At 46.0% G+C, this 23,971-nt stretch carries 33 protein-coding genes; 6 read left to right on the forward strand and 27 right to left on the reverse strand.

Going from position 1 to position 23,971, the window contains the following annotated elements; genetic code table 11:
- Positions 1 to 7: 7 nt before the first annotated feature.
- From Ga0451573_RS06070 to Ga0451573_RS06120, 11 genes are all read right to left on the reverse strand, one after another.
- On the reverse strand, positions 8 to 1,270 hold the full coding sequence (locus Ga0451573_RS06070) for a hypothetical protein (RefSeq protein WP_231682992.1): 1,263 nt from the start codon (positions 1,268 to 1,270) through the stop codon (positions 8 to 10).
- An 87-nt stretch (positions 1,271 to 1,357) separates the two neighbouring features.
- Complete coding sequence (locus Ga0451573_RS06075) at positions 1,358 to 3,460, reverse strand: portal protein (RefSeq protein WP_231682993.1); 2,103 nt, start codon at positions 3,458 to 3,460, stop codon at positions 1,358 to 1,360.
- Positions 3,457 to 3,693, reverse strand: a complete 237-nt coding sequence (locus Ga0451573_RS06080; protein ID WP_231682994.1) for a hypothetical protein — start codon at positions 3,691 to 3,693, stop codon at positions 3,457 to 3,459. Before Ga0451573_RS06080 ends, Ga0451573_RS06075 begins: the two co-directional genes overlap by 4 nt.
- A 6-nt stretch (positions 3,694 to 3,699) precedes the next feature.
- On the reverse strand, positions 3,700 to 4,233 hold the full coding sequence (locus Ga0451573_RS06085; protein WP_231682995.1) for a hypothetical protein: 534 nt from the start codon (positions 4,231 to 4,233) through the stop codon (positions 3,700 to 3,702).
- Positions 4,233 to 4,670: a DUF2829 domain-containing protein gene (locus Ga0451573_RS06090; RefSeq protein ID WP_231682996.1), complete on the reverse strand. Its 438-nt coding sequence runs from the start codon at positions 4,668 to 4,670 to the stop codon at positions 4,233 to 4,235. The genes Ga0451573_RS06085 and Ga0451573_RS06090 overlap by 1 nt, the downstream gene beginning before the upstream one ends.
- Positions 4,671 to 5,082: 412 nt before the next feature.
- On the reverse strand, positions 5,083 to 5,445 hold the full coding sequence (locus tag Ga0451573_RS06095; protein ID WP_231682997.1) for a hypothetical protein: 363 nt from the start codon (positions 5,443 to 5,445) through the stop codon (positions 5,083 to 5,085).
- A 2-nt stretch (positions 5,446 to 5,447) separates the two neighbouring features.
- Positions 5,448 to 5,825, reverse strand: coding sequence for a hypothetical protein (locus tag Ga0451573_RS06100; protein WP_231682998.1), 378 nt, complete (start codon positions 5,823 to 5,825; stop codon positions 5,448 to 5,450).
- Positions 5,826 to 5,834: 9 nt separating this feature from the next.
- On the reverse strand, positions 5,835 to 6,086 hold the full coding sequence (locus Ga0451573_RS06105; protein ID WP_231682999.1) for a hypothetical protein: 252 nt from the start codon (positions 6,084 to 6,086) through the stop codon (positions 5,835 to 5,837).
- Positions 6,087 to 6,481: 395 nt separating this feature from the next.
- Positions 6,482 to 6,655, reverse strand: coding sequence for a hypothetical protein (locus Ga0451573_RS06110; protein WP_231683000.1), 174 nt, complete (start codon positions 6,653 to 6,655; stop codon positions 6,482 to 6,484).
- A gap of 174 nt (positions 6,656 to 6,829) precedes the next feature.
- Entirely contained in the window at positions 6,830 to 8,275 is a 1,446-nt protein-coding gene (locus Ga0451573_RS06115; RefSeq protein WP_231683001.1) for a phage terminase large subunit, read from the reverse strand.
- Positions 8,275 to 8,928, reverse strand: coding sequence for a terminase small subunit (locus Ga0451573_RS06120; RefSeq protein ID WP_231683002.1), 654 nt, complete (start codon positions 8,926 to 8,928; stop codon positions 8,275 to 8,277). The genes Ga0451573_RS06115 and Ga0451573_RS06120 overlap by 1 nt, the downstream gene beginning before the upstream one ends.
- Before the next feature lie 137 nt (positions 8,929 to 9,065).
- On the opposite strand from Ga0451573_RS06120, the gene Ga0451573_RS06125 reads away from it, so the two are divergent.
- The 6 genes from Ga0451573_RS06125 (at position 9,066) to Ga0451573_RS06150 (ending at position 10,836) form a co-directional block, all read left to right on the forward strand.
- Entirely contained in the window at positions 9,066 to 9,332 is a 267-nt protein-coding gene (locus Ga0451573_RS06125) for a hypothetical protein (protein ID WP_231683003.1), read from the forward strand.
- Positions 9,333 to 9,388: 56 nt separating this feature from the next.
- Positions 9,389 to 9,826 carry a RadC family protein gene (gene radC / locus Ga0451573_RS06130; protein WP_231683004.1) on the forward strand — a complete coding sequence of 146 codons (438 nt, stop codon included), beginning with the start codon at positions 9,389 to 9,391 and terminating at the stop codon, positions 9,824 to 9,826.
- Between the two features lie 79 nt (positions 9,827 to 9,905).
- On the forward strand, positions 9,906 to 10,121 hold the full coding sequence (locus Ga0451573_RS06135; protein WP_231683005.1) for a hypothetical protein: 216 nt from the start codon (positions 9,906 to 9,908) through the stop codon (positions 10,119 to 10,121).
- A gap of 89 nt (positions 10,122 to 10,210) precedes the next feature.
- Positions 10,211 to 10,366 (forward strand): hypothetical protein, encoded by a 156-nt coding sequence (locus tag Ga0451573_RS06140; protein WP_231683006.1) that lies wholly within the window; start codon positions 10,211 to 10,213, stop codon positions 10,364 to 10,366.
- Positions 10,367 to 10,387: 21 nt separating this feature from the next.
- Entirely contained in the window at positions 10,388 to 10,564 is a 177-nt protein-coding gene (locus Ga0451573_RS06145) for a hypothetical protein (protein ID WP_231683007.1), read from the forward strand.
- A gap of 110 nt (positions 10,565 to 10,674) precedes the next feature.
- Positions 10,675 to 10,836 carry a hypothetical protein gene (locus Ga0451573_RS06150; protein ID WP_231683008.1) on the forward strand — a complete coding sequence of 54 codons (162 nt, stop codon included), beginning with the start codon at positions 10,675 to 10,677 and terminating at the stop codon, positions 10,834 to 10,836.
- A 171-nt stretch (positions 10,837 to 11,007) separates the two neighbouring features.
- On the opposite strand, the gene Ga0451573_RS06155 is transcribed toward Ga0451573_RS06150, so the two are convergent.
- From Ga0451573_RS06155 to Ga0451573_RS06230, 16 genes are all read right to left on the reverse strand, one after another.
- On the reverse strand, positions 11,008 to 11,346 hold the full coding sequence (locus tag Ga0451573_RS06155) for a hypothetical protein (RefSeq protein WP_231683009.1): 339 nt from the start codon (positions 11,344 to 11,346) through the stop codon (positions 11,008 to 11,010).
- Between the two features lie 20 nt (positions 11,347 to 11,366).
- Positions 11,367 to 12,242 (reverse strand): radical SAM protein, encoded by an 876-nt coding sequence (locus Ga0451573_RS06160; protein WP_231683010.1) that lies wholly within the window; start codon positions 12,240 to 12,242, stop codon positions 11,367 to 11,369.
- A gap of 18 nt (positions 12,243 to 12,260) precedes the next feature.
- On the reverse strand, positions 12,261 to 12,620 hold the full coding sequence (locus Ga0451573_RS06165) for a hypothetical protein (protein WP_231683011.1): 360 nt from the start codon (positions 12,618 to 12,620) through the stop codon (positions 12,261 to 12,263).
- On the reverse strand, positions 12,577 to 12,969 hold the full coding sequence (locus Ga0451573_RS06170) for a hypothetical protein (protein ID WP_331459385.1): 393 nt from the start codon (positions 12,967 to 12,969) through the stop codon (positions 12,577 to 12,579). The genes Ga0451573_RS06165 and Ga0451573_RS06170 overlap by 44 nt, the downstream gene beginning before the upstream one ends.
- A gap of 171 nt (positions 12,970 to 13,140) precedes the next feature.
- A complete protein-coding gene (locus tag Ga0451573_RS06175) occupies positions 13,141 to 13,452 on the reverse strand; it encodes an AbrB/MazE/SpoVT family DNA-binding domain-containing protein (RefSeq protein WP_231683012.1) in 312 nt (103 codons plus the stop codon).
- A gap of 4 nt (positions 13,453 to 13,456) precedes the next feature.
- On the reverse strand, positions 13,457 to 13,747 hold the full coding sequence (locus Ga0451573_RS06180; RefSeq protein ID WP_231683013.1) for a hypothetical protein: 291 nt from the start codon (positions 13,745 to 13,747) through the stop codon (positions 13,457 to 13,459).
- A gap of 2 nt (positions 13,748 to 13,749) precedes the next feature.
- Positions 13,750 to 14,244, reverse strand: coding sequence for a 3D domain-containing protein (locus Ga0451573_RS20010; RefSeq protein ID WP_331459386.1), 495 nt, complete (start codon positions 14,242 to 14,244; stop codon positions 13,750 to 13,752).
- Positions 14,245 to 14,248: 4 nt separating this feature from the next.
- Entirely contained in the window at positions 14,249 to 14,695 is a 447-nt protein-coding gene (locus Ga0451573_RS06190; protein ID WP_231683014.1) for a hypothetical protein, read from the reverse strand.
- A gap of 442 nt (positions 14,696 to 15,137) precedes the next feature.
- The gene (locus tag Ga0451573_RS06195) at positions 15,138 to 15,812 is read right to left on the reverse strand and encodes a DNA cytosine methyltransferase (protein ID WP_231683015.1); all 675 of its coding nucleotides are present in this window, start codon (positions 15,810 to 15,812) and stop codon (positions 15,138 to 15,140) included.
- 3 nt (positions 15,813 to 15,815) lie between these two features.
- A complete protein-coding gene (locus Ga0451573_RS06200) occupies positions 15,816 to 18,695 on the reverse strand; it encodes a CHC2 zinc finger domain-containing protein (RefSeq protein WP_231683016.1) in 2,880 nt (959 codons plus the stop codon).
- A 58-nt stretch (positions 18,696 to 18,753) separates the two neighbouring features.
- Positions 18,754 to 19,638, reverse strand: coding sequence for a hypothetical protein (locus tag Ga0451573_RS06205; RefSeq protein WP_231683017.1), 885 nt, complete (start codon positions 19,636 to 19,638; stop codon positions 18,754 to 18,756).
- Positions 19,638 to 19,961 carry a YfdP family phage-associated protein gene (locus Ga0451573_RS06210; RefSeq protein ID WP_231683018.1) on the reverse strand — a complete coding sequence of 108 codons (324 nt, stop codon included), beginning with the start codon at positions 19,959 to 19,961 and terminating at the stop codon, positions 19,638 to 19,640. The genes Ga0451573_RS06205 and Ga0451573_RS06210 overlap by 1 nt, the downstream gene beginning before the upstream one ends.
- A gap of 16 nt (positions 19,962 to 19,977) precedes the next feature.
- Positions 19,978 to 20,223 (reverse strand): hypothetical protein, encoded by a 246-nt coding sequence (locus tag Ga0451573_RS06215; RefSeq protein ID WP_231683019.1) that lies wholly within the window; start codon positions 20,221 to 20,223, stop codon positions 19,978 to 19,980.
- A 182-nt stretch (positions 20,224 to 20,405) separates the two neighbouring features.
- On the reverse strand, positions 20,406 to 21,359 hold the full coding sequence (locus Ga0451573_RS06220; protein ID WP_231683020.1) for a DNA-methyltransferase: 954 nt from the start codon (positions 21,357 to 21,359) through the stop codon (positions 20,406 to 20,408).
- A 1-nt stretch (position 21,360) separates the two neighbouring features.
- A complete protein-coding gene (recD2, locus tag Ga0451573_RS06225; RefSeq protein ID WP_231683021.1) occupies positions 21,361 to 23,559 on the reverse strand; it encodes an SF1B family DNA helicase RecD2 in 2,199 nt (732 codons plus the stop codon).
- Positions 23,507 to 23,971, reverse strand: a complete 465-nt coding sequence (locus tag Ga0451573_RS06230; RefSeq protein ID WP_231683022.1) for a hypothetical protein — start codon at positions 23,969 to 23,971, stop codon at positions 23,507 to 23,509. Before Ga0451573_RS06230 ends, recD2 begins: the two co-directional genes overlap by 53 nt.

Below are 23,971 nucleotides of genomic sequence, written 5' to 3' on the forward strand. Positions count from 1 at the left end.
AAAAAAATTAAGACCCCCCTCCAATAAACCTGGAGAAGAATCCTGCAGCTGCTTTTGTGGCTTCTTTTGCGTTTGTAATCGGGGTAGACGGTGCGGCGGGCGGTGTTCCTCCCGGCTGAGAAGCCATAACAACCGGAGGGGCGCCATTTTGTATTTGTGCTGCCGTCTGCGACAGAATCATTTGTTGAACCTGTGGATTTTGGACAATTTTTTCAATATTGTCCGGATTAGCCAGCATTTCTTCAAGAGTAGGCGGCGGCTGTGGCGTGAAATTCTGCGCCTTACGGCCTTTGGCCATGTCATACGCTGCCTGCAGCGGGTCAGGCATGGTTGCCAGATACGGACCCATTTCGTTGATTATCTGGGTCATATCTGCCTCTAAGTCCGCAAAATCAGACGTATTTGCCTTAAACGCATCCACCTTTTGATTCCACTCAGCAAGCCTGTCCTGGTACTGAATCTTTTCCTGTACCGGGGCAACCATGGGCGTAACCACGTCCTTGATAATCTGAGACAGCGCCTGAACCGGGTTCTTTTCCGGGTCAAGAAGGCTCTCAACAAATTTCTCGTTGATTTCCTTAACCTGTTCCGGGGTGATTTGCGGCTCTGACGGTTGCTGTGGCTGTTGTTGCCATGGTTGTTGTCCCGGCATCTGCTGCGGGTCCTGACCGGGCTGAAACTGTTGTGGTTGCTGGCTGAACGATTGAACCTTATTGGTTAATTCACTGATTGTCCGGCCCTGTTCGGTTAGTTTTGGTTCAAGGTGAGTATAGCTCTTAACAAGGGCCTCGACATTCACGCTCCCATCCGGGTTTTTGAACTTGTCCGGGACTTGGCTTGTCCAGTCCTGGGGTCCAGGTGTTGCCGGTGAGGAAGGTGGTACTGCAGGCGGTTCAGTTTGCACTGGCTGCGCCGGTTGCGCCGGTTGTGCAGGCTGCACCACTGGTGCCTGCGGCTGAACTGATGCTGCCGGATTTGCTCCGGGTATCTTTGATGGGTCATATTGGCTGGCCCCTCCGCTTTTAAAGTAGTCAAGAAGCGGGTTACCGCTCCCGGACGGTTGACCTGGTTGGCTTGACGGTTCGCCGGTTGTAGGTTGACTGGTTACTACTCCTTCCGTGCTCGCTACGGGTGCAGGAGCAGGCGCAGGATCAGAGGAAGGTGAAGCAGGAGCAGCGGAACCAGGGTCACCTGCCGGTCCATCGCCAAACAGGGTCAGGTTAATCCTGAAGTCGCGCAAGGGGTTATCAGCTTTATTCTGTTTTTTCATAAAAAGTAATCCTCCTTAAATATAAAAGCCTTATGCGGCGCATGGTTCGCGTTATCGCATCAAGCCTTTTCGCTGTGTGAATAATCCTTAAACCATTCCTCCGGCAGCAGGCGGCAATAAACCAGGTGCCCCGGGTGGAGGCATTATCTGAGATACTAACTGCTGGGCATGGAGGCCGATATAAGCCATATGTACCTGCACATGCTGCTGGAACAGAACTTCTAACATCGGATTCTGGGCCTTCATAGCCTCATAATCAACGGTTAAGCGGTAATTATTATGCCTGGACATGTGCAGTACATGATCATCGTAAGTAACTGGCATTGGGAACATGCCTTGAACAATATCACGGTTTTCGCGTTCTGCCTTGTTGATATGAACCTCGTTATCATCATCCGTTGCCTCCCAATGGCCCAACTCTATCATTTCAAGCAGCTTTGACTGCATTTCTTTGGTCATTTTCCCTGTTTCCGGGTCCAAGACAAGCGGAGTGCCCATCAGGTCAAACACCATCTGTCTGCGCTGTGCCGGTGATTCTGCCAGTGCAGAGAACGATTCTACAACAACATCATCAGAACGCAAGTCCCCGGCTGTCCAGTCCATAACCTCAACAACATTGTTCCTGCCAATACTACGGAGGGTCCGTGGCAGTTTGACAAAGGCCTTGTGGAGCCGCAGCCATTGTTTCCCCGACTGTACTATAAATTGTTCAATATTTCCCGCTGTGGTAGACAGCCTGGTATCATCCTGTTCCAGTGCAATTGCCAAGCTAACACCTGAGCCTGAAGTGCCGGAAGGTGCCTGGCTTTGACGGCTGAGCTCACTAACCCCAGACAATATACTAATTTCGTTAAGCAGTGTGCGCTCTTCGGTGTCAAACGCTGCCGGCAGCTGGTCATTTTGCACATGTTCAGGCCTGTTAAAACCTTTTTTAAATGGAATAATGGCCCCTGGTGCCCCAGCATTGTCTTCCAGATATTCTTCATCAACGGAATTTTCCTCATATGTCCACTGGCCAATACTGCAGCGGTTGAGGTATTCCGCTTTGCGGTTACGCAGTGCGTTATATCGGCGCTGCGGAGGAATAAGCCGCTCACTGACTGTCTTGCCCCAGAAAATTCCTGGCCTGCGGATACAATCAACCTTGGTGAACGGAAGAGCTAACTGTCCATCTTCACCTACAGGGAACGGCAACGGGCCTTTATAAAGCACTCTGCCGCTGGCCACAATCAACAGCCTGCCTTGGGAAAACTTCTTGGTCGGGATCTCCCAGTATTCCATGACCACGGCATGGTTTTCAAGTTTGGTAGTGACAATATTGAAACCACCAAGACCATAACCAAGGCCACCAATACCGGTCATACTGCGCTGTAGTTGCATGGCTGTTGTCTGTTCTGCCGGTACACGGGTACCCCATATCTCTTCAATTTCGTCGAGATGGTACGTTTTGGCATGGATAATGGACCGGCAGTTAGTGACTTCTTGGTGATAACAGCTGTCAGGATATATTTCCGGCGTAGGTACAGCAACAACATCTAAATTCCCTTCCCGGATTTCTTCCGCTATCTCTTGCATCGTGTTCGGGTCTTGGGATATCATCTTGGCGAATATCTTGCCGGAGTTCCTGTTCCATGTGTTTTTAAAGAAACCGGTGCCGCAGGCTTCCATCCAGCAGATGACATCACCCAGTTTTAGCTGAATGCCTTCATCGTAATAGTTATTTTTCAATAGCTGGGTACCAACCTTAGCGCTGCGAACGTCCTGCTGCTCACCAGTACCGGGACGGCATTTCAGGATAGGCCGCATCCGACCAAGCTTTGCTGACCGCATTTCGATATTCGGAGCCACTATGTTAAACACTTCCCGTTCCTGCCACCAGAACATCTTTGGTATTTCGTCCAGGGCCATGGACACCGGGTTAATGTCAACATACTGGTTACCTTCCAGGAAAGCCTGGTTCAATCGCCACTGCAGTTCAAAGGGCCTGCGTTCATCCTGGCGGCGCTTAAACTCCTTCTGAATCATGGCAACAACAGCATCATCCTGAAATTCCATCTGTGCCTGCGGATCAAGAGAAGATATATACTTGTCCTGCTGTGACATTTGCGGTTGTTGTGCTTGCATCTGCGGCGGCTGCATAGGTGCATCGCGGCTATTACCGCCAAAAATGTTCAGGTTAAGTAAGCTCAATCATAATCAGCCTCCCCTCTTGGGTTCCCCAGTGCCTGGTACCCTTTTTTAATTCCCTTCTTAACAAAATTGCGCCCCCTGGGAGGCGCGGTTCCGTTCGCTGCATAATCATGCAAGTTCCCTGCCATGATCCGGTTGTATAAGTCCTTACGTTCAAGGTCAAACTGGTGTTCACGCCAAATAAGAACGGCAACCAGAACCATGCAGACAAGAGCCAGGGCCCACTCAGCCATCTATCATCACTCCTTGGGCTTAGGATGTTCCTTCTTGACATGTGCCGCCAGCTTTTGCGGCGTGTCAAACGGCTCAGCATCACAATGGGCACATTGATACTTCTTTGGTTCGGGTATGGGCTGTTTGGGTAGTTCAATCTCCAGGAGTTTACATATCCCTGTCTTAACTGCTTCGTCAATCTCAACTACATTGAGAAGCTCTACCACCGACTGTATCTTAGTCTTCATCTTAGCCTGCTGTTCTTTTTTCTCGGCCTCCCGGATGCTGCCAACAAGCTCCTGATAATCCTGGTCTGCCATGACAAGTTCCTTTATCCGGCCCATGTGCCTTTCGATAAGCTCAGGCGTAGCCAGGATTGATTCCACCAGCTTATCAGCACAATCGGAACAGAGGTTCCGCATCACTGACAATGGACCATCCGGCCTGCCGATGTGGTACTCTGACTGGGTGAGGCAGTTATATGTCTCGCACGGTATTTGATATGTGTGGGGGAATATCTGGCATTGATTAATCGGTAATGGGGTTTTGGGGTCTGCCATTATTCAACCACCATCCAATCTTCCATAAGCATGTCAGTCTGAGACGGAAACCAGGGAACACGTGAGCCGTTCGGATATGCCGGATGTCCCACCGGATACTCTATATACAGATAAGGTAAAGTCATTTTGCTGTGTTCATCCGGTGACTGCATCAGAATCCACATGTTTTTGCCATTCCAACCCTTACGGGCAAGTTTACAGCCTTTTTTCAGTGCTTCAATAGCCAGTCCAAAAGTTAATCGATCAGCCTTACGGTACGCTGCCTCAAACTGCGCCTTCGGTGACCAACTTATATACCCATCAGGATATCTCACCAGATAACCGTTGCCTTGTTCGTCTGCATTTGAGGTGTCGATGGGCCGTTGTAATGTGCGGCTAGCTTCCTCCGCTGTCATGCGTTTTGCCATAATGATTTTGGTTCCAATATGTTTTTTCATTATTTACCTCCTTAAAATAAAAAAGGGGTATGCAGGCTACAAAGCAGACAAATTCTGCTCTATAGTCTACATACCCCTATCTTCTTAGATTCGGGTTGTTATTTAGTTGTCGAATACTTGCTTACATGGACCCGCTTACCGCGGGGGGGGGTGCGTTTCCGCTGCTTGGGTCCATTTTTCTTCTTTTTGCCGGTGAAGTGTCTGCAGTTATTTGGTTGAGCCATTGGCTTCACCACACCTCTTGCTATCGGACATTATTTTAATCTCAAAATCACTCACTGGAATTTCCTCTGTATTGCATCCCGGACAGTAGGTATAATGTTTCCCGTTTACTTTTTTTGTGAGTCTGCTCTGTTGTATCTGTAACTCAGACTGTATGTAACCGCAATCAGGACACGCGTAAACAAAAACATCATCCATTGGCTTCACCCAACCTTGCCAACTTCTGCCGGATTCTCCGGGCCTCTTCCAGTAAATCATTCACTGGCTGATATTTGCCACCACTCTTCATGCTGTCCTTCCGGCGCGTTACCTCGGCCTTAACCCATTCCAGCCGCTGCCTTAGCCTGGCAACTTCTGCCTCCTGCCTAATCCGGCACCGCTGCATATATGCCTCGTGCCTGTCCAGGGCAGGGTTATGCAGTCTTTTAACAAGCCCCGCCTGGCGGGTCACATCGTGATAGGGTATATCGTTTACCTTGGCGAAGTCAGATACCACATTAGCCGGGTTATTACGACACTTCTTTGGTTTTGGAATCATCCCTATCCCACTCATTCTTATTCCCTCCGTCTTCGGTTTGGCCTGTCCTCCCGGATAAGTTTAATGTCCTTCTGCGGCTGCTTAATCATGGCCGGCAGTCCATATTTCACTTCGATAGTCAGATGCCCCCACTGCAGACCACGGATAAACCTGATTAGATCCTCTTCCTCTGGCTTGAGTGGCACGATGCTTGGCAGATTATTGGTGTTGGTACTGTTTGGGTTACTCATTTTGGCGGTTCCTCCTGGGACAGATATAGTCTTAAAAGCTTCTTTTATGTCCTGTCTATAAAAAACGCTAATATCAGTAAAGCCAAAACCTTCTTGTTTTTCAATGCTTTCAATACAGTTGTCAAAAATCTGTAAGACCGCATCTTTTAGTTTGTCTAGTTTCATGACTACACCTTACAGCCGGTCAGAGATGTTGATAAGAGCCTTTTCAATCAATTCCAAATTAGCGTTTGTTTCATCTACCACATACTCGACACAAGGATCCGGTGAATTGCATTGTTCGTCACACGCCGGAGATGAACCAAACAGTTTGCCGTTGATTGACCCAACAACATTCATTATTCGCTTACTTGTGTCCCTGGCGTTAATAACCCTGTCAAACATGACAGCTGCCTTTTGAATGGACATTCCTCCATTGGTAGGCATTGGAACACTTCCTTGACATAATTCTCTGTATTCTCTGTACATACAAAATCATCCTTTTTTGGTTTATTTTGGTCTAATTAATCATTACTGGCCCACCGTCAAGGCCCCTGCGGGCCACACGGGAGCCACGTCCCGCAGTCGCGGCGGGCCAAAGGGTTAACTGTGCCGTGCTAAACCTATAAGGTACAACCTGTCTATAGTAAAATATCTGTCGCCCTTCCGCACATAGCAAGGCGAACTCTTACCTTCCAACCTGTCACAGGATACAAAAACGAAGGTTTGTACATCATTCGTGTCTTCTAGATCAACAAGGTCAAGTAACGCTTTTCTGGCCTCTCCATCTATCTCGACCCTTTTCATTGGTGTGTACCGTTGTTTCACGGCGTCTTCGCCTCCTACTTGCCACTTTTAACCATTCCATTATAAACCCTGACCAGTTCATCTTTTAAAGAAAAATAATCCTTCTTTACCAGCAAAACTCCGGCGACTAAATTATCTGCTTCCTCTGTGCCCATTTTTTTAGCAAGCTTTTGAACAATTCCTACAAGTGTAATATTGCCGTTGCCCATTTCGCGTCTTCGCCTCCTTTGTCCCTTCTGCCCATTACCAGGGGTATGCCAGTCCCCTGGTTCTATGTAAAAAAGAAAGGAGGTCAAGGAGCCGGTCCCCAGCAGCCCCTTGGTAATAGGCAGAAAAGTATTTTTTATATTAAGTTTTGGATTGCTAACCCAAACATAGACAAACTAACTCATCCTGCGAGTGGTATGCCTGCGCCGCTTCGCCAGCTGGTTTTTGTGCCGTGCGATAGGCGGCTCCTCCTCTTTAGGGGGCTTGGTATATTGAACATGGTAAGCTATGAGCCCGTATCCGGCCCCATCATACCAGTGGTCAATGCTTGTCTCGGCAACCTTCTCAGAGTCTTTTTCATCCTCAATCTGCATCGGCAGGTATTCTACAAGAAACTTACAGGTATCGAATATCTGGACCTTGGCGGTCATCTTCTTGGTAACCTCATCATAATAAGGCTTCAGGTATTCGTGCCAAACAGCCTTCCTGAATTTCCGGTCAGTTATTGGCCGGATAAACCCGAACACTCCACCATCCTGGTAATAGTCAATCAGGGTTTTCCCTGACTCATCCCGGACGTGAGTTTGCCAGGCATCGTGACCGGCTACAGTGAAATCAATCTTTTCAGGTACCCATATCTCCTGACCAATATCATCAATATCAAGGCGTTTGGACAGGTCAACAACCTTCCGGGCCTGATCCGAATAAATAACCTTGGGGGCATTGTAATCCCTGGTGTATTCCCTGTAGATATAGACAATACCATCCTCACTAACAGCAAACCAGTACCACGCAAACGGGTCAGCATATCCATTATCCAGGCTGCGCCAACGCCGCCAGTGTGCCGGTATCGGAAACGGCTTGCATACATGGATATCATGGGAGAACTCTTCAAAGGCCATGCCTTCATAGATGTCCCAGTCACCAAATAAATAAGCCTTCCTTTTGTCTTTAGGAAGGTTCTCTAACCTCTTGACATAGTTGGGGTCATTCTTCATCAATACTTCGTTGTCATAAACCTTAGCAGGAATAAAAGCTATCCTGTTTTTGGTTACTGGGTCCCGGGCAAGGTCTTTACCGTAGTTTGTGGCTGAGATATATCTTTTCTTTACCCACATATGCCCGATATTGCCAGGGTTACATGTTCCCCGGAACCGGGCCGGGAAACCTTTGGGGCTCCGCAGACACGAGAGAAGTATCTGAATTGATTCTTCCTCATGCTTGGTTAGCTCATCAACACCAACCCAGTCCATGGACCGGCCATCATACCGGGCCGCATCTGATTTGTTTCGGATAAACCGGAATTTTATCTTAGTACCATTGTAAACAGTAACAACGTGCTTGCCTTCGTTGTATGAGTAAAGTTCTTTAGGAACCTTCTCTTTCCACTCTTTAATGATGTTGGCTTCCAGATCATCGTATGTCTCCCGGAACAGGTACATTTCTGCCCCAGGATATTCAAGAGCATATGCCAGGGCCTCCATGACCAGACCGCAGCTCTTACCGCCGCCTTTTGCCCCGCCATACACCGCCTCTTCTGCCGGGCAAGAATGGAATACTTCCTGTCTCTTATTGGCTTTATAAGGGACCGATACCCTAACTTCACTTTGTGGAAGGGCCATTACTTCTCACCTTCATGTGATTCAGTTTCATGGAGAGTAGTTTCGTTGACTTCTACTTTGTCCTTATCTTCCCAGAGCTCATCTTTTGAGGGTCTCGGTATACCAAACTCAACTATGATCCGGCCATTTATATCAATCTCTGACTTTTCAATAAACATTCCAAGATGTTTGGCCAGAGCATCAAGAGCCTTTTCCTTGCTGCCCAGCTTAAATCTAAACGTCCCATCCCTGCTGATACTTACCTCATTGATAATACTGCCGTCAACCTGGTCACTAGGTTTAACCTCTACTACGTTTTTATATCCATATATTGGGTTGCCATCATCATCTTGATCAAGTAGTGTTTTGACCGTCTTAAACTCCAGGAAGTCTTTGATGTCAGCAAAGGCAATTTTGGAATACTCTGCCAGGACTCTGTCCACGGTCACGGCATTGCGCTGGCGTAGTTCCTCTAATCCAGCGTCAATAGCGGCCTTTATTTCAGGTTTTTTAAGGTTTTCTTCGCCGATAGACCCAGCCGTCCTTTTCGAATACCCGGCGCGTATGGCAGCCTGAGTCGCATTGTGGTCAATCAAATATTCATCGACAAATCGCTGCTGCTTGGTGTTCAGTTTTTTTAGCTTCTCCTGCTCCTGTTTAATTTGCTCTGCCACACTAACCACCTGCCAATACTACTGTCTGTTTGCTCATAAATACTTGACATACACATGTGTATGTGTATAATTAGAATTGAAATACTCATAAATAAAAAGCAGCAAGAACAAAAAATAAGATAAAGGAGGATAAACAAATGTTCTATGTTTATACGGACGGGCCGGACGGTACCCACCTTTTAGCCCGCAGGAAAACCTTAGAAAATGCTCAAAAATTCATGCACAAATGGGCCGGAGAACACAGTACTAAACTCAATGAAAAAGAAGTTATATCAATGCACGGACAACGGGTTTACATTAACACCTACACTAAAAAACAAATGGAATTACTTGACCGCAGGGAATGGGATGAAACCTTAACGGAAGAAAAGTTTCAAAAACTGTGGAACCATCTTAAAAAATAATGCCTATATGCTCATAAATAATGAGCAATAAGACCAAAAAAAAGGGAGGTAATACCATGTATCGAATCCCCGTGTACCGCGTCCAGTTAGTACGCGAAAAGAGTCAACCGGCAGAATCTAAACACATTAATAGCCCGTTTGACGCCTTCAAAGTTTTAGGAGCCATGCTTGAAAATGAGGACCGTGAAAACTTTGTAGTAATGATGGTTGATACCAAACACAAAATAATTGGCATTAACACTGTATCGGTCGGTACGCTCAACAGTAGCCCGGTTCATCCCCGCGAAGTTTTTAAGCCCGCCATGCTTGCCAACGCCGCAGCCGTCATACTGGGTCACAATCATCCAAGTGGAGAGGTTAAGGCCAGCCCGGAAGATATTGAAGTTACCCGCCGTCTGGAAGATGCCGGGGCTATTTTAGGAATTGAAGTTCTTGACCATGTAATTGTCGGCCATGGTACATATTACAGCTTAAAGGAAGCGGGGTGTTTTTAAGATGAATCAAAACAGGTTTTTAAATCTTTTACGCAGCGGAGAAGATATCGACTGCGACCTCATTATCGGGGGATGCGACATGCCAGCGTCCTTTGTCTGGGATGAGGATTGTAAAATCACTGATTACGGTATTGAAAAGTACAAGGCTATCATGGAAGCCGAATACACCCGACTGCAAAACGGAAATATAGAAATCCACTGTGACGATGAAAACCTTGGCGAACACTTTTGTATGGCAGCAGCCGGATATATTGGTACAACCGAATACGAAAAAATTTTTGGTACAGACGAATAACTACGGGGCTAAGGGCTAGGCCGAGAATCCCGGCAGGGGGAGTTGCAGCTCCCCTCCAGTTTAACCCAAATATAGGAAGGAGGTATCTTATGACCACATACTGGGAATGCGAAAACTGCTTACAGCTTAACCAAGAAGAAGTGCCGGACGGCACCATGTTTGTCGATGACCATGAAGCCACCTGTATCCACTGCAGTACAGCTCAAATCACCGGCGGGGTACTTGATGTACCTATGCCGGAATAAAAGGGAGGATGATTATTAATAATGATTAAACATACTTGGTCAGAATTTTACGGCGGACCAATTAATTTAATTATGGTAGACAATGTTAAACAAATACCGGATGGCGCCCGGTATAAATACACGGAAGAAGATACAGATATATCTATATATGTATACCATGAAGAACACGAAGAATTTTTTTACGGAGTTAAGCTGTAAAACATTTGCCGGTGACAGGCATTACCTGTAATACTCCATCACCGGCACAACACAAAGTATATATGATAAGGGGAGGTTACTGACATATTAATAAAAGGAGTTGATACACTATGCCGCGAAAAGATATCTGGCAGACTGCCGCTGACGCAGCACTCATTGTCAGAGCTAAACAGCTTTGCGGTCCGTTCTCAGATTCGGAGATCTACCGCAGGGGTCTGGAAATACTAGTCAAAGCAGAGGAAAAGAAACAAAAAAAGAAGCCGCTCGGTTGAGCGGTTTTCTTTGTGTTTTATTGTTAGGCGTTTTAGGGCGTACGCTACGCGTCCAGTATAGCATAAAAAAATATCAAAAGTCAATAGGTTAAGCTGTTTCTGGCACCCTGCCAGTTATTGACGTAATTGGGCTAACAGGCTTTTTTTATGCAAATTTTTACCGGCCCCTTTTTAATCCCATTCCCAAGGCTTTTTCTTCTTGGCCGGCTTTTTTCGTTTCCTCCCGGACTTGCTGCTGCCCTTGCCCTTTCCCCGACCACCGCCCCCAGCCTGCGGTTCCGACACCCAAGGCCGCCTACCTAGCACCATGGTAACCGCTTTTTGCTCCCTGGCACGAAGAATCTTTTCATTCGGGGCCCACCGGCCACACCCGTTCGGACAGATATAATACAGTACATTATCAATATGTTTCTTTGCGAGGGGTTCATTACATTCAAGGCAACGCCTGGTTTTATCTTCTATTTTGACCCGGCCCCCGGGGACCGTTTTGGGCTTATTTCCTTCGGCCAACAGTTACCCCTCCCCCTTATTTAACCTTTATAATCTTGCCATGAAACCGTTTTAAATATTGCTTTGTGGTTGACCCATCTGGCGAACCTGCGCTGATAAGGATCACGCTTATTGTACGGCATCACAAACGGGTCAACCTTCAGGCTTCGTAATAATTCAACCCGGTACAAATCTTCTTCCGGTGTACTGTCAAAACCGATCAACACATAAAACATGAGTTTTCGGTGAGACACACCGTTTTGGACCAGGACCTTTATTCCCCTTCTAACAGCCTGCTCTGTTTTAATGTTATCAAAGGCGAAATGTAATTGTTTTGCCAACCTTACCATGGATAACAACCGCGCCATATCAGATGTAATCAACCGTATATCCAATCCCTGGCTAAAATTAACCCTAATCTTTTCGTTAATCAATTGTTTGCAAACCAGTTCGAAGTGATCCGGCAGACAGGTAAGATTATTATCCAACAGCATTAACTCTGTACCCCCCCCATGCCATATATTGTAAATATCCGCTACGGCCCGGGGCTTACCTTCTTTGTGGGGTACAACACAAAATTTACAGTTTCGGATACAACCTCGCGAAGCAAAACCAATCGTATAGTCACACGGGAAAATTTCGTTGTCAGGCTGAATCGTTTCTATTTTTGGAGGCAGTTTTATGTCCAGGGAATAGCCTGTCCCGCCCTTAATGACTGGTAAATTTGGTTCATAGGGGAAGTATTGATAGTCAGGAGTAAAGTCAAACACCTTGCAGGCGAAAATAACATCGGGCTTATCATAAAGAGGGTCATATTCCTTAACACTGTCTCCATTAGCCTTGTGGAAGGCGGCTATCTTTTTCAGGGTAAGCGGTGGAATATTTTTACTATCAACATTCACCAGACCCACCTTCATCTACTTATACCACCCTCTCTAATAAATAATATCTACCGGTTTTTCCATCATGCGCCGGTACGCGCTGTTCTTTTTTGATTCCCTGAGCTCGTTCTGCTCGAAGTGCAGCAGGTAATATTTTTCAAAACCATCCTGAACATCTACCATCTTTTTGCCACAATTACAAGAACCGGACATTGTTCTAAGCGATATGGAAAAGTTTTTCAGGCCGCAAAAGGGGCACGTTACTTGCATATTTACACCGGAGATTTCAATTGCATGGACCTGGTTAAGTTTCCTAAATAAACCAAGTAAATCAGCCATAGCAGTTAAATAGTGGTTGGTGTCCGGTTTTTTAGCTTTTGCTATTTTCGTCGGTTTTGCTTTTGTCACTTTCATCAGGAATCAATTCCTCCATCTTCATCCCCGAATAATATTCTCTGTACAGGTGAAACCAGTCCTCGATGTCCATAACAACAACCCATCTGCAGTTGTTTCGCCTGTGTGCCACTATCGGTAAAACTCCTTCACCGGCATCCCTTTTTGCCTGGTCCAGGGCATCATACAGAGAAAACTTCTCAACCCGCTTCACTTCTATGTGTAACCCAGGAAGACCAACAACATCCTCACCATCAATGCCGTTATATTGCTGCCCCCTTCTGGCAGAGGGGAAACCATTATCCCTGCAAACCCTGGCAAATTCACGTTCCCCTTTTTTGCCTTTTTCTTTGCTCATCCTACCACTCACAGCCTCACCCCTTTTCTTGGTAGCGCCCTTTCCAACGGACACACCGGTTCGTTGGATCCACAATACCCGATATCCAGCATTGAGCAGGGTTTAATACTGAACCTGCAGTGTAGTATTTTTGTAACTGTTACCGGCCCGTTTCGGTTTCCGCTGCCGGTGCCGGATGTAAAATTATTCCGTTTCTTTTTGGGTTTCGGATTTGCCCATCTCATCATTAGATTCCTCCGATTCTAATTCATCTGCCATCTGCCCCTGAATCCTGGCGCAGATTTTACAAACCCTCTTCCCACGGAACACAATAATGTCCTCAGTCTTACTGCAGAAAACGCAAGCCGGTTCATATTTCCTGAGAATAATCTTCTCACCATCAACAAAGAATTCCAGTGAATCCTTTTCATCAATTTCCAGTGTTCGTCTTAACTCAATCGGGATAACAACCCGGCCCAGTTCGTCAACTTTTCTTACGACACCAGTAGCTTTCATTTGTTTATACCTCCCCATTATCTTTTGTGTTATTTACTACCAACTTAAATGGATTTGATTTCTTATAAGGAAACTGCAGCACATCAGCAGTCTGGCCCAGCTCCTTTTTATTTGTCATTTCATCTATCGTCTTGAACAGCCACTTAGAATGATCTTCAAAAAGGAACCCTATAACATCTACCAGGTTATTAAAATCTCCACCGTCAAGCGTTTCCCGGGCTACATTAGGCTCTTCCTGCAGCCACATCAAAAATGTTTCCGGGTCAATCAGTATCCTTGTTTTCGGTGTCTCCATAATTACCTACCCCCGTATATATAGACCTTAACCGTTTTCACGCCCCACTTTTTAGCCAGCCCCCTCTCCGGGGGAAACCATACATCTATCCTGTTTCCCTTGATTAGCCTGCCGGTGTCCAGGGCAATTGCTGGGCCGTAACCCTCAACGTACAGCCTAGTGCCCAACGGAATAACTTCCGGGTCCACAGCCACCGTGCCAGGGCAAACCTTTGTACCTGAAGCCGTCAAGTTTTTGGTCAAATTATAGGCCGTTGCCTTCATTGTCAGCACTTTTGCTGGCTGCCCTCTTGATGCGGGTTCTTTTCGTGTTTTTTGCGGCATTATCAGCCTTGGCTTTTGCTGTCCGATGCCATTTCTGTTAAGGCTAATAACAGGCCCATTATCGCGCTGAAGCCTATCATAGCGCACATACAAATCAACAGATTGATCAAGAACATATCCAAACCACACCCCCAACAATATACAGGCCAAGACCTGCAGAATTAGTTTTTTCATGGTATCACCTTCCCTTTGTCCAGGCATCCCGCAGTGAGGTCTGCTCTGCAAATACCCCTCGAGGCAGCTCACCTTCCACTCTGCCCATAGCAGATACCTGAAGGAGTTTAATCAGTTGTTCCCGGATAGGGTCCAGCCAACGGGTTTTGGTATCCTGCCACTCTTCCGGTGTGTTTTCGCCTGGCAGCAGTTTAAGTCCACCGGTCTTATTTTGTGCCAACCCTGCCCCGCTGCACCTGATCCCGTGGAGAGTGCTAAACACGTTAGGAGTTTCCGGGAACAATTGCTTACTATTTATGAGCATGTTTTCCCAAAAAAGATGATCATTTTTTAAATCGCTGCGGGGGTCTATTGTGTTTTTTTCTTCTGTAACATTAGATGTTACAGAATTTTCGCCTGTTTTTATGCCTGCTTTTTTCTTTTCTAATAACCGTGAATACCTGTCAGACATAGGTTTTCACCCCCTTTCATATACCCCCTGCATAATTATTAATAATCTCTATCGTGTAACATGTGTCTGTTACACATGTTACGCAGTGTTTTCAAGGTGTTTAACCGGTGTATTTTTATCCATGTTACAAATGTTACACAAATGTTACACCCTGTTGATATGATTTGCCTTTTACATATAACTGAGTTTTGTATACCCAGCCAGGGTATCTGTAACATTTGTAACAGTTTTTTGGGGGGTATATATTTATTTTTTATAATCATGCAAAGTGGACAAGTTTATTTTTGTTTTGGACATGCCCTATAAGTTACCAAGAAATTTTTGCCCTTTAAAATATGTTACAAATGTTACACCCCCTGCGAACCCCTTGTTTTATGCGGTTTCCGGCTGTAACATCCTTGTAACAAACTTGTAACATTTGTAACATTCCCATGTTACAAATCTATCTGTTTGCCTTGAAAAACGCTTTTGCGAATCCCGGCGGGGTAATCGCTCTTATCTCGGCCCGTGTTAATTTTAAGTGCTTGTATTCCGGTGGACATATCGGGGATACCATTCTTCTACCGTTTCTACTGCCTCTTGGATATCGCACTGATAGGTTTTCGGGTTTTTCTTTAATTATCGGTTTTGGAGGATTAAAATATCCCCATAAATCCGTAGGCTTAATTCCTTCATCTCCGAATTGCCATTGCTCAAAAGTAAAAGCAGGTTTCCCTAAAAACTGTCTCAGTAATCCAACAGGGTTTTCCATGGCCCAAAACTTTAACTTACTGTGATTATAGAATCTACAGTGCCATATAATTTTAAGGCAAGCCTCCACCAATTTCATTGCGCTTTTTAAATCCCTTGGCTTATTTCCTTTGGCTAAGGAAAATTCTGTACAAGGTGGAGCGGCTAAGATTCCATAAACATCATCATACAACACACAAAGTGTGTCTCGATAGTGCACGTCCTGCCGTATGAATTTCATGCCATAGGCATCGAATTCAACTTCAGTAACATCCCATTCCGGCAGCGTAACCACCCTCACATCATACCCTGCTTCCGCATATGGCCGGCTCCAACTGCCCGTACCGCCACACAGATCTAAAACAATTTTCTTTTCAATCTTGTTCACCCCCTACACATCCATCGTTGGCGGGTATTTTGCCCGGACCTTCTCTGCCAGCTCCTGAATTGTCTCCGTAGCACTATTTATATCCACACCTATAACCCGACACGGCCCCTGCCCCATCCTGATGGTTTTGGCCACCGGCAAATAATACTGCTCGTCCTTCAGGTACTGTATGATAGAAGTGTAGTCAAAAGGTTCCCTGCCGGTCTTTCTTCGGTAATGGATAGTCCATGCTTCATATAGTCCCTTCAACCAGATATACAGCTTGTCCCCTGACACCTTGATAAAGTTTTCGCCGAACTGCCCTTCTACAAACATGTAATGGACATCATCCCAAAATTGGTTTAACATGTGCTCCTGCTCACCGGTCTGCCTAATTTCCTGGCAGGAAATCTCAACCCATTCGATAAACGTATCATCTTCAAACACTGCTGCCTCGAACGCCCCCGCACATATGGCCCAGTTTTCTGCGGTTCTGTCGGACACATCAAGGGCTGTAAGAAACTTTTTAATTCCAGATATTCTATCAAGGACGGTGGGGAGTAGTCTCTCGTAATTGGTGATAAGGTATCTAACAAAACCGCTGAATTTACGGCAATGTCTATTGATCCATTCAAATTGATTGTCAGCGTCAATACTCTTACGTTTGTTTGTGCTAATTTGGAGAGGAACAAGCCGTGTAAACAATCCATTGTCGCGCGGTAACTCTTCGCCTGAAATAGCAATTGTAGAATTGACAGTAAAACCTCGTGTTTGAAATGCTGTTGCTGTACCTTTTCCAGACAGCTGCCGGTTATATGCACTACGAAAGAACCCATCTTTTTGCGTAACCTTCGTTTCATTGCGGTACTCATCAAACCAAACACCGAGACTGCTGTAATATGATAATACCCGCGCGATATAGTTCGCCGTGGTCGTGTCGCCAATGGTAATGCCCTCCGTTTCGGTCCCGAAAAACGCCTGAATCCAGCGCATAAACGTAGACTTGCCTGATTCCCGTTTACCGTGAGGGAACAATATCGGGTATAGCTTGTACCGGGCAAAGACATCCTTTGAGAATATAGTACCCACTACCCACCCGATAGCCATATATGCCTCATACCCGCCAATCGTGTCATATAGCTTCCTGGCTATGTCCTTGATGTTAACCTCACCTTCGTAAAGGCTTGGTATAGCATCCTCCACCGGCTCACCCCTGGGGCCAATCTGAAGGCTCTGGGGCTTATATCCTTTGCCGTTCAGCCAGATAATACCGTCATTGTCCGGGTACTTCACTTCACCGTCTTTAATGGCCATGTTTCCGAACAGCCAAAGCCCGTTATCTAAATACCCAATTTTCTCTGGCATATAGATAATTTCGCCTGTGTCCCTCATAAACTCATACTCCCATATTAAAATCAAATCTTCCGCCCGGCCCTTGAACAGGTAGTTACCTTTGCCCAGGCAGAACTTTTTAAACGAATCTAACCCTGCCATGTCCCCAGGATCCATAGTAAGTGTTTCTGACCGTTCACTGTGCTTATTCACAAACTCAACGTTTCTGATAACTCCGGAAGGAGTGTGAAAGCTGGAACGGATATTGATGACAAAGTTGGAGATAATCTGCTCATATTGCTCCCCGCCGTTCCGTGTCTGCCTGGTTACGACATACTGATTAAACTCCCGCTTAATGGGCAGCGTACCGGCGAAAAAACGCTCCTTTTTTCTTTTAATAATCCGCAGGGCTTCATCGGGCAACTGCCCCAGGTAATCCTCCGGAGGCACGGCTGCATTAATAACTGCTAATATTTCATCCCTGGTATGTCCCTGGGCCATGGCCATATCAAAATCAATCTTACCATCAACCCGCCATTCGTCCAGCAGCGTCCCCACCTGTGATATGATTCCTGCGTTATTCAGATTATATGCCGTGATATAGGCCCAGAATTGAGTATCGTACCTCTTGTCTGCCCGGGGTTTATAGTTTGAATGGGCCGGATTATCCTTGACTTCGTTGTCAAAGATAACCGTGGCTTCTTCCACTCCCAGCCTGCGTAAAACTTGCACCATGCGATCAAAATGCTTCCGGCCAAACGATGATATCCCCGGTTCGGCCAGGGCGGGTATGCCCCACTGTTGAAGGGCACCGGCCTTGAACTCACCCTCCGTAAGAACAATATGCTTTGGGTCTTTGCCGTGAAGAAGGTACGGGCAATACAGATGTGCCGGGAAGTTCTCGAATCCTATTTTGTGTGGCCGGATGTGGTAGATAATATTTTTCTCGCTTATGTATGGGATCAGCGGGATATCTTGAAGTAATTGCTCTTCAATAATAACTGAATTATTAACCTCTTTGAGTATTCCAGAGCTAACCAAGTCTGTCTTGGAAAAATCCTTCCGCAGCTTTTCAACAATAGCTGTGACATGCTCCCCACCAGACCTATAACGGAGCAGGTTTATGGTTTCGTCCGTAAAACCCCGTTTGACTTTAAACTCTTCCCGGTGCTTATCTGTTAGCGGCAGCAGGGAGAAGAATTTCTCATAGATCTGTTTCGTAATATCCGGGAGGTCAACCGGTTTCTGTTCTTCCGGAGACTTCTTCTTGCGCGGTTTCCTTGTCCTTGGTTCATCCTCAATCCCGAGCATCTTTTTCATTTCTTTGACCGCAGCCTTATTATCCGTATTCTTTATTTTTGCGTAAAAAGTTATGGCATTGCCTGATTCATCGCACTTCCAGCACTTCCAAAGGCCTGTTTGCGGATTCAGCGAAAAATGCTTCGGGTCATGGCAAAACGGGCACACACAGGACCAGGACTTACCTTTGCGCTTAACAATTGTAACCCCGTTCTGCTCAAACCATTGTGGTATATCTAATTGTGAAATAATGCTGTCTAAATCATTTGCCAAATTTATTCACCCCTTAGATTAGGGCTAAAAGCCGGGTTATGCACCCGGCTTGACTGTCTTAAAATTTGCTGGTAAGGATAAGGTAATCGGGCAGCAGACTTTTTAGTATTCTGATTTCTGCCTCAACCGCTTGCCGATGTACCTTGTTATAGTTGCTGCAGGCCAGGGTGAAATATGGTTTCTCGTTTTCCTCTTTTGGCTTAAACAGTTCAAGGTCAAACTTCAGATAGTATCTGTTATCAGAATTTTTAAGGACCGGTATGTTCACATCAATTTCCCTTGGCAGCCTAATGGCGGTTTCCTTGTCCTTGATCTTCAGCATAACGGAAACATTGTTGTTATCATCATAATTAAAATCTCCGACAATCTCAGTAGCAACCTTGAGGTTTTGGATTTTGGTAAGTAACTCATCACTGTTTGAGACTTCAAACATTTCCCGCTTGCGGAGGAAATCAACAAACTCCTTCTGGCTGATGCGGTTATTTCGTGCAAACTGAAACCATTCATCAACTTCGTCTGAGGTTTCAAATGAAAACCTGGCTGTGTCCTGTGGCCGGTACTGGATTGTATCATCCAGGATGATTTTAATGCCGCCCTCACTGAAAAGAATAACCGTCTTTTCTTTGCTGCCCTTGGACAGAACCAATTGAGCAATAGCATCAATAGAGGTTAACGTGTACTGCTGCCCTCCAAAAACAAACGGTGTTGGCAGGGACTGTTTCCGAATAGTAATATCCTTGGTAATTGGCTGCCCCTGCCGGGCAACATTGTAGATTTCACACAACATCTGAGCGATCTCCTTATGCCTCCTGAACTCTTTCGCTTCGGCCTCGGCCTCCGGGTTTTCCTGTTCGATATCTGCCCCCGTCTCTTCCACAAAGGCCTGTTCCTCTGCAGTCATTTCATCCTCAAAAACATTACCTAACCCGTTTTCTTCGGTCATTATTCAACGTCGCCCCCTTCTGCAATCTTAAGCTGCCGGACCTTGTCAACCGGTTCCGGTGCCGCTTCCACCCGGCAGTTATAGTCACTGTCAAAGTAACAAATATCACCCTTCGCCTTATCCGGGGTTTTGTACCTCAACTTATAGCTCACAACTGCCGCAGTGCTTGTCCCTTTGCTCCGCTGTACATCGATTGTGATAGTAATGGTTCCCTTCTCCCCATCACCCAGCTTTGGCAGCACATTTCTCAGTGCTTCCTGAAAATCAACTTCCAGAGCCCCTCCGCTCATGGTGTCAAGCTTTAATTCAACCTGCTTTTCCAATATAAACAATCCCCCTCTACGTTTCTATTACCTTCCCAAAGAAAACCTTCACGTCAATCATTGCCTGCCGCCTGTACTGCGGCGAAATATACCACCTCCTTAAATCAGGTTCCCACCGCCGATGCTCCTTTGGTATATGGTCCTTTAGTACCTGTAAAAACTCCATGTTGTAGCTCGGTTCTATGTACAGACCGCCATCCTTGGCTTCTGAGGTATAACAGTAATTAACTTTTTGGCTGCAATATTCTCTTGTATTCGGCAAAACACTCAACTCCTTCTAAGGAGGGGGTCTGTTGCTGTTCAAAACATCACCCCGCTTCGTTTTTGGTTATTATTTATGAGTGGATAGGGTAAAAAAAATAATTAAAAAAGTAATTACTTTTGTAATTTAAATTTGCATAGAATTGAACAGGTTTGGATAAGAATAGAATAGGTAAGTGTTTGTTATTGTGTGGAATGGGTAAAAAAATTAAGGTTCATCTGAATGTTTTTGAGTCTATTTTCGGCAATTTTTATGTATTCAGGATTAAGTTCTATGCCAATGTAATTTCTGCTCAACTCTATTGCAACTAAAGCCGTTGTCCCTGCTCCCATGAATGGGTCCAGCACTATTCCACCCTCCGGACACCCGGCAAGGATGCAGGGTTCAATCAATTTTGGTGGGAATGTGGCAAAATGCGCTCCAGAGAAGGGTTTGGTAGGCACGGTCCAAACTGTACGCTTGTTTCGTGTTTCAGAACCTTCCCACTTAGCCCCATTGCCATAAAACGACCGCAACTTGCCTGTTGTGTCATCATCATAACACTTGGAACGCGCCCAGCTTCCTCCCGGCCAATTTGCTTTTTCTTTTATTGCTTCATAGTCGTAATAATACCTGCGTGCCTTGCTTAACAGAAACAAATATTCGTGTGCCTTGGTGGGCCGGTCTTTTACCGCTTCCGGCATACAACTCGGTTTGTGCCATATGATGTCTGAGCGCAGGTACCACCCATTTGCCTGAAGCGCAAAGGCCAATCTCCATGGAATCCCAACAAGGTCTTTCGGTTTTAATCCTTCCGGAATTTGCGGCCTCATAATTTTCCTGGCTCTTTTGGTTGCTTCTTTAGTCCCCTCAATATGAATATTATCACCCATAGTACCCGGTGCGCTGGGAGCGTAGCAATCGCCAATGTTTAACCATAAGGTTCCATCGTCCCGCAAAACCCGTTTAACCTCCCGGAACACTTCAACCATGTTAGACACATATTCTTCCGGAGTAGGTTCAAGTCCCAACTGGCCAGCAACACCATAATCTCGCAGGTTCCAATATGGGGGAGAGGTTACACAGCAATTAACGGATTTGTCAGGCAGGGTTTTTAATATATCGAGAGCATTGCCAAGAATGATTTGGTTGACCATTTCATTCTCCCTTCAACCTCTCTTTCAGCCTGCTGTGCCGCTCTGCTATCCGGTCATTCTGGATAGCCCTGCTAACCGATTGTTCCTGACACACCAGCACCAGCTTATTCTTTGCTCTTGTAATGCCGGTATAAATCAGATTCCGCTGTAACATTATATAGTGCTGGTTCACAATCGGCATGATTACCAGCGGGAACTCTGAACCCTGGCTCTTATGAATTGTGCTGGCATATGCCAATACAACTTCATCCAGATCATCATACGGGAAAAAGATGTCAGTCCCATTACCAAAGTTGATATATACCCCCTCGACATTGGCCCCGGATTTGTTTGGTTCTTCCCCTGTTGCAATTATCTGGCCAATATCCCCGTTGAAAACTAGCTTATTATAATCATTTCGGATAACCATAACCTTATCTTTGATGCGGTAAAAGCTCTTGGTCTTATTGTCCGGTGCCTCAGGGTTGACGATATCCCGGATTAAATCATTCAGCGCATTTACCCCGGCACTTCCCTTCCGCATTGGACATAATACCTGGAAGTCCATAATCCCCATGCCACTTAAAACCGCATTCCTGACCTCAGTTTCCACCCACCCTGCCACACCTTCAGCATCATCCACTAATCGGCATACGTAATCATCAAACTGCTCATATAAGGGGATCTCCTGCCCCTGCCGTATCCTGTGGGCAAACTCGGCAATCTTACTACCCTGCGCCTGCCGGTAATTGTACTCCAAAAACGTTGTGGGAATTTCCTGTGAGGAAATGCAATCCCGCAAAACACTACCGGGACCTACGCTCGGGAGCTGGTCAACGTCACCCACTAAAACAACCTGCATATCCAGCGGTAGCGCCCTAAAGAGACTATCCGACAACTCCACGTCTGCCATAGAGTATTCATCCACAACCAGCAATCCCGACTCCAATTGATTCAGTTCATTATGCTGAAACCCACATTCCGGGTTATATTTTAATAGCCGGTGCAGAGTTAGTCCGTCTATGCCGGTTGTTTCGGTAATTCTTTTTGCTGCCCTGCCGGTTGGCGCTGCCAGATATATGGGTTTGTCGGGGTACATGTCTTTATAGATTGAGACGATCCCATTTATAACCGTACTCTTGCCTGTTCCTGGCCCGCCCGTGATAATACTTAAACAGTTTGATAAAACCATGACAACCGCGCCCCTTTGTTCCGGGGCATACTCAATATTAATTAGTTTTTCAAACTCCTGTACCATGTTGTCAATACCAACCGGAGGCAACATCCTCTGCCTATTCAGGGCCCGTATCCGGTTAGCCAGGCTAACCTCTGCTTCATACATCTTAACAGGGTAAATGCAATTACCTTCCCGGATACAGCGTTCATCCCTGATAATCTTGGCATTGGCCTGGGCAATATCGCCTACGTCAACACCGCTGGTTTTGCCGCACAGTTTCAGTACTGCAGGCACAATGTCTCTGGGCCTAAGGTAACAATGTCCGTCATTGCCTGCTTCCTTCAGGGCAAACTCAATCGCTGCCTCAATCCGGTGCGGGTCGTTGGGGAGGACTCCCACGGAGTAGGCCACCCTGTCAGCCAGCTTAAAACCTACTCCGTGGATGTGGTCAGCCAACACAAACGGATTTTCCTTTACCGTCCTGACCGCATCCTGCCCAAAAGCATTATATATTTTAACTGCTAGGTTAGGGGTAACCCCTTCACGGCAGATAAGCGCAGATAACTCAGCAACCACACTATTAGCGGTCAAGTGTTTATGCACTTCCTCTGCCATTTCCGGAGTAATCCCCTTCACCTTCAGCAGACAGCCGGGCCCTTCCTTTTGAATGATATCCAGACAGTTTTCGCCCAGGGTGTCATATATGGCATTGGCCTTTACATACCCCACGCCAAAAGCCGTTGATGTCAGGTAAGATGTAATACCGGTCTTGGTAGTGGGTATCTGAATATCACAGGACACAAAATTAAACTGTTTGCCCCATTTAGCATCATTAAACCATGACCCGGTAAGTTCAACTTCATCAAGTTCCCTGATACCGGTCACGTTCCCTTTGCAGTTGAAAATGTCGGACCCGGCTTGCAGAGAAAATATTACAAATCCATTATCCGCTTTAGGCCCGTATTTAATCCTTTGAACCGTTCCCCGGAGCTTATCCGTTGCCGGGACTTCCTGCTTCTTCTTCCGCGCTGTTCTCGGTGTCATTTTTGATTTCACCTGCCCTTAACTCTTTTACATCAAACACAATGCCCTGACAAAAAGGTTCATCGTCTTCATAAATTGTAAACTTAGCATGGGGAATATCTGTTTTATAACTCCATGCAAGCTCACCGTCACACCAAACCGCTTCAATAACCTTAGTATTCTTCTTTGCTTCTTTACTGTATTTACATTCACAGTTGCAGTCTTCAAAAACCCCATCCTTATCAAGGTAAATTTCTTTTCCAAGATAGCAACCGGCTTCATCATCAATTGCGCCGCGAAACTCAATACCATCATCACTGTAACCAAAAACAACTACAAAGCCTAATTCTTTTGCCAGTTTTTCTTCTTCAAGGGTTATTTCGTGTCCCATTTCCCTTCCGGCAAGTTTCTTGGCAAATTCAAATATATTCAT

Source organism: Phosphitispora fastidiosa, assembly GCF_019008365.1.
In the GTDB taxonomy this organism is placed as follows: domain Bacteria; phylum Bacillota; class Thermincolia; order Thermincolales; family UBA2595; genus Phosphitispora; species Phosphitispora fastidiosa.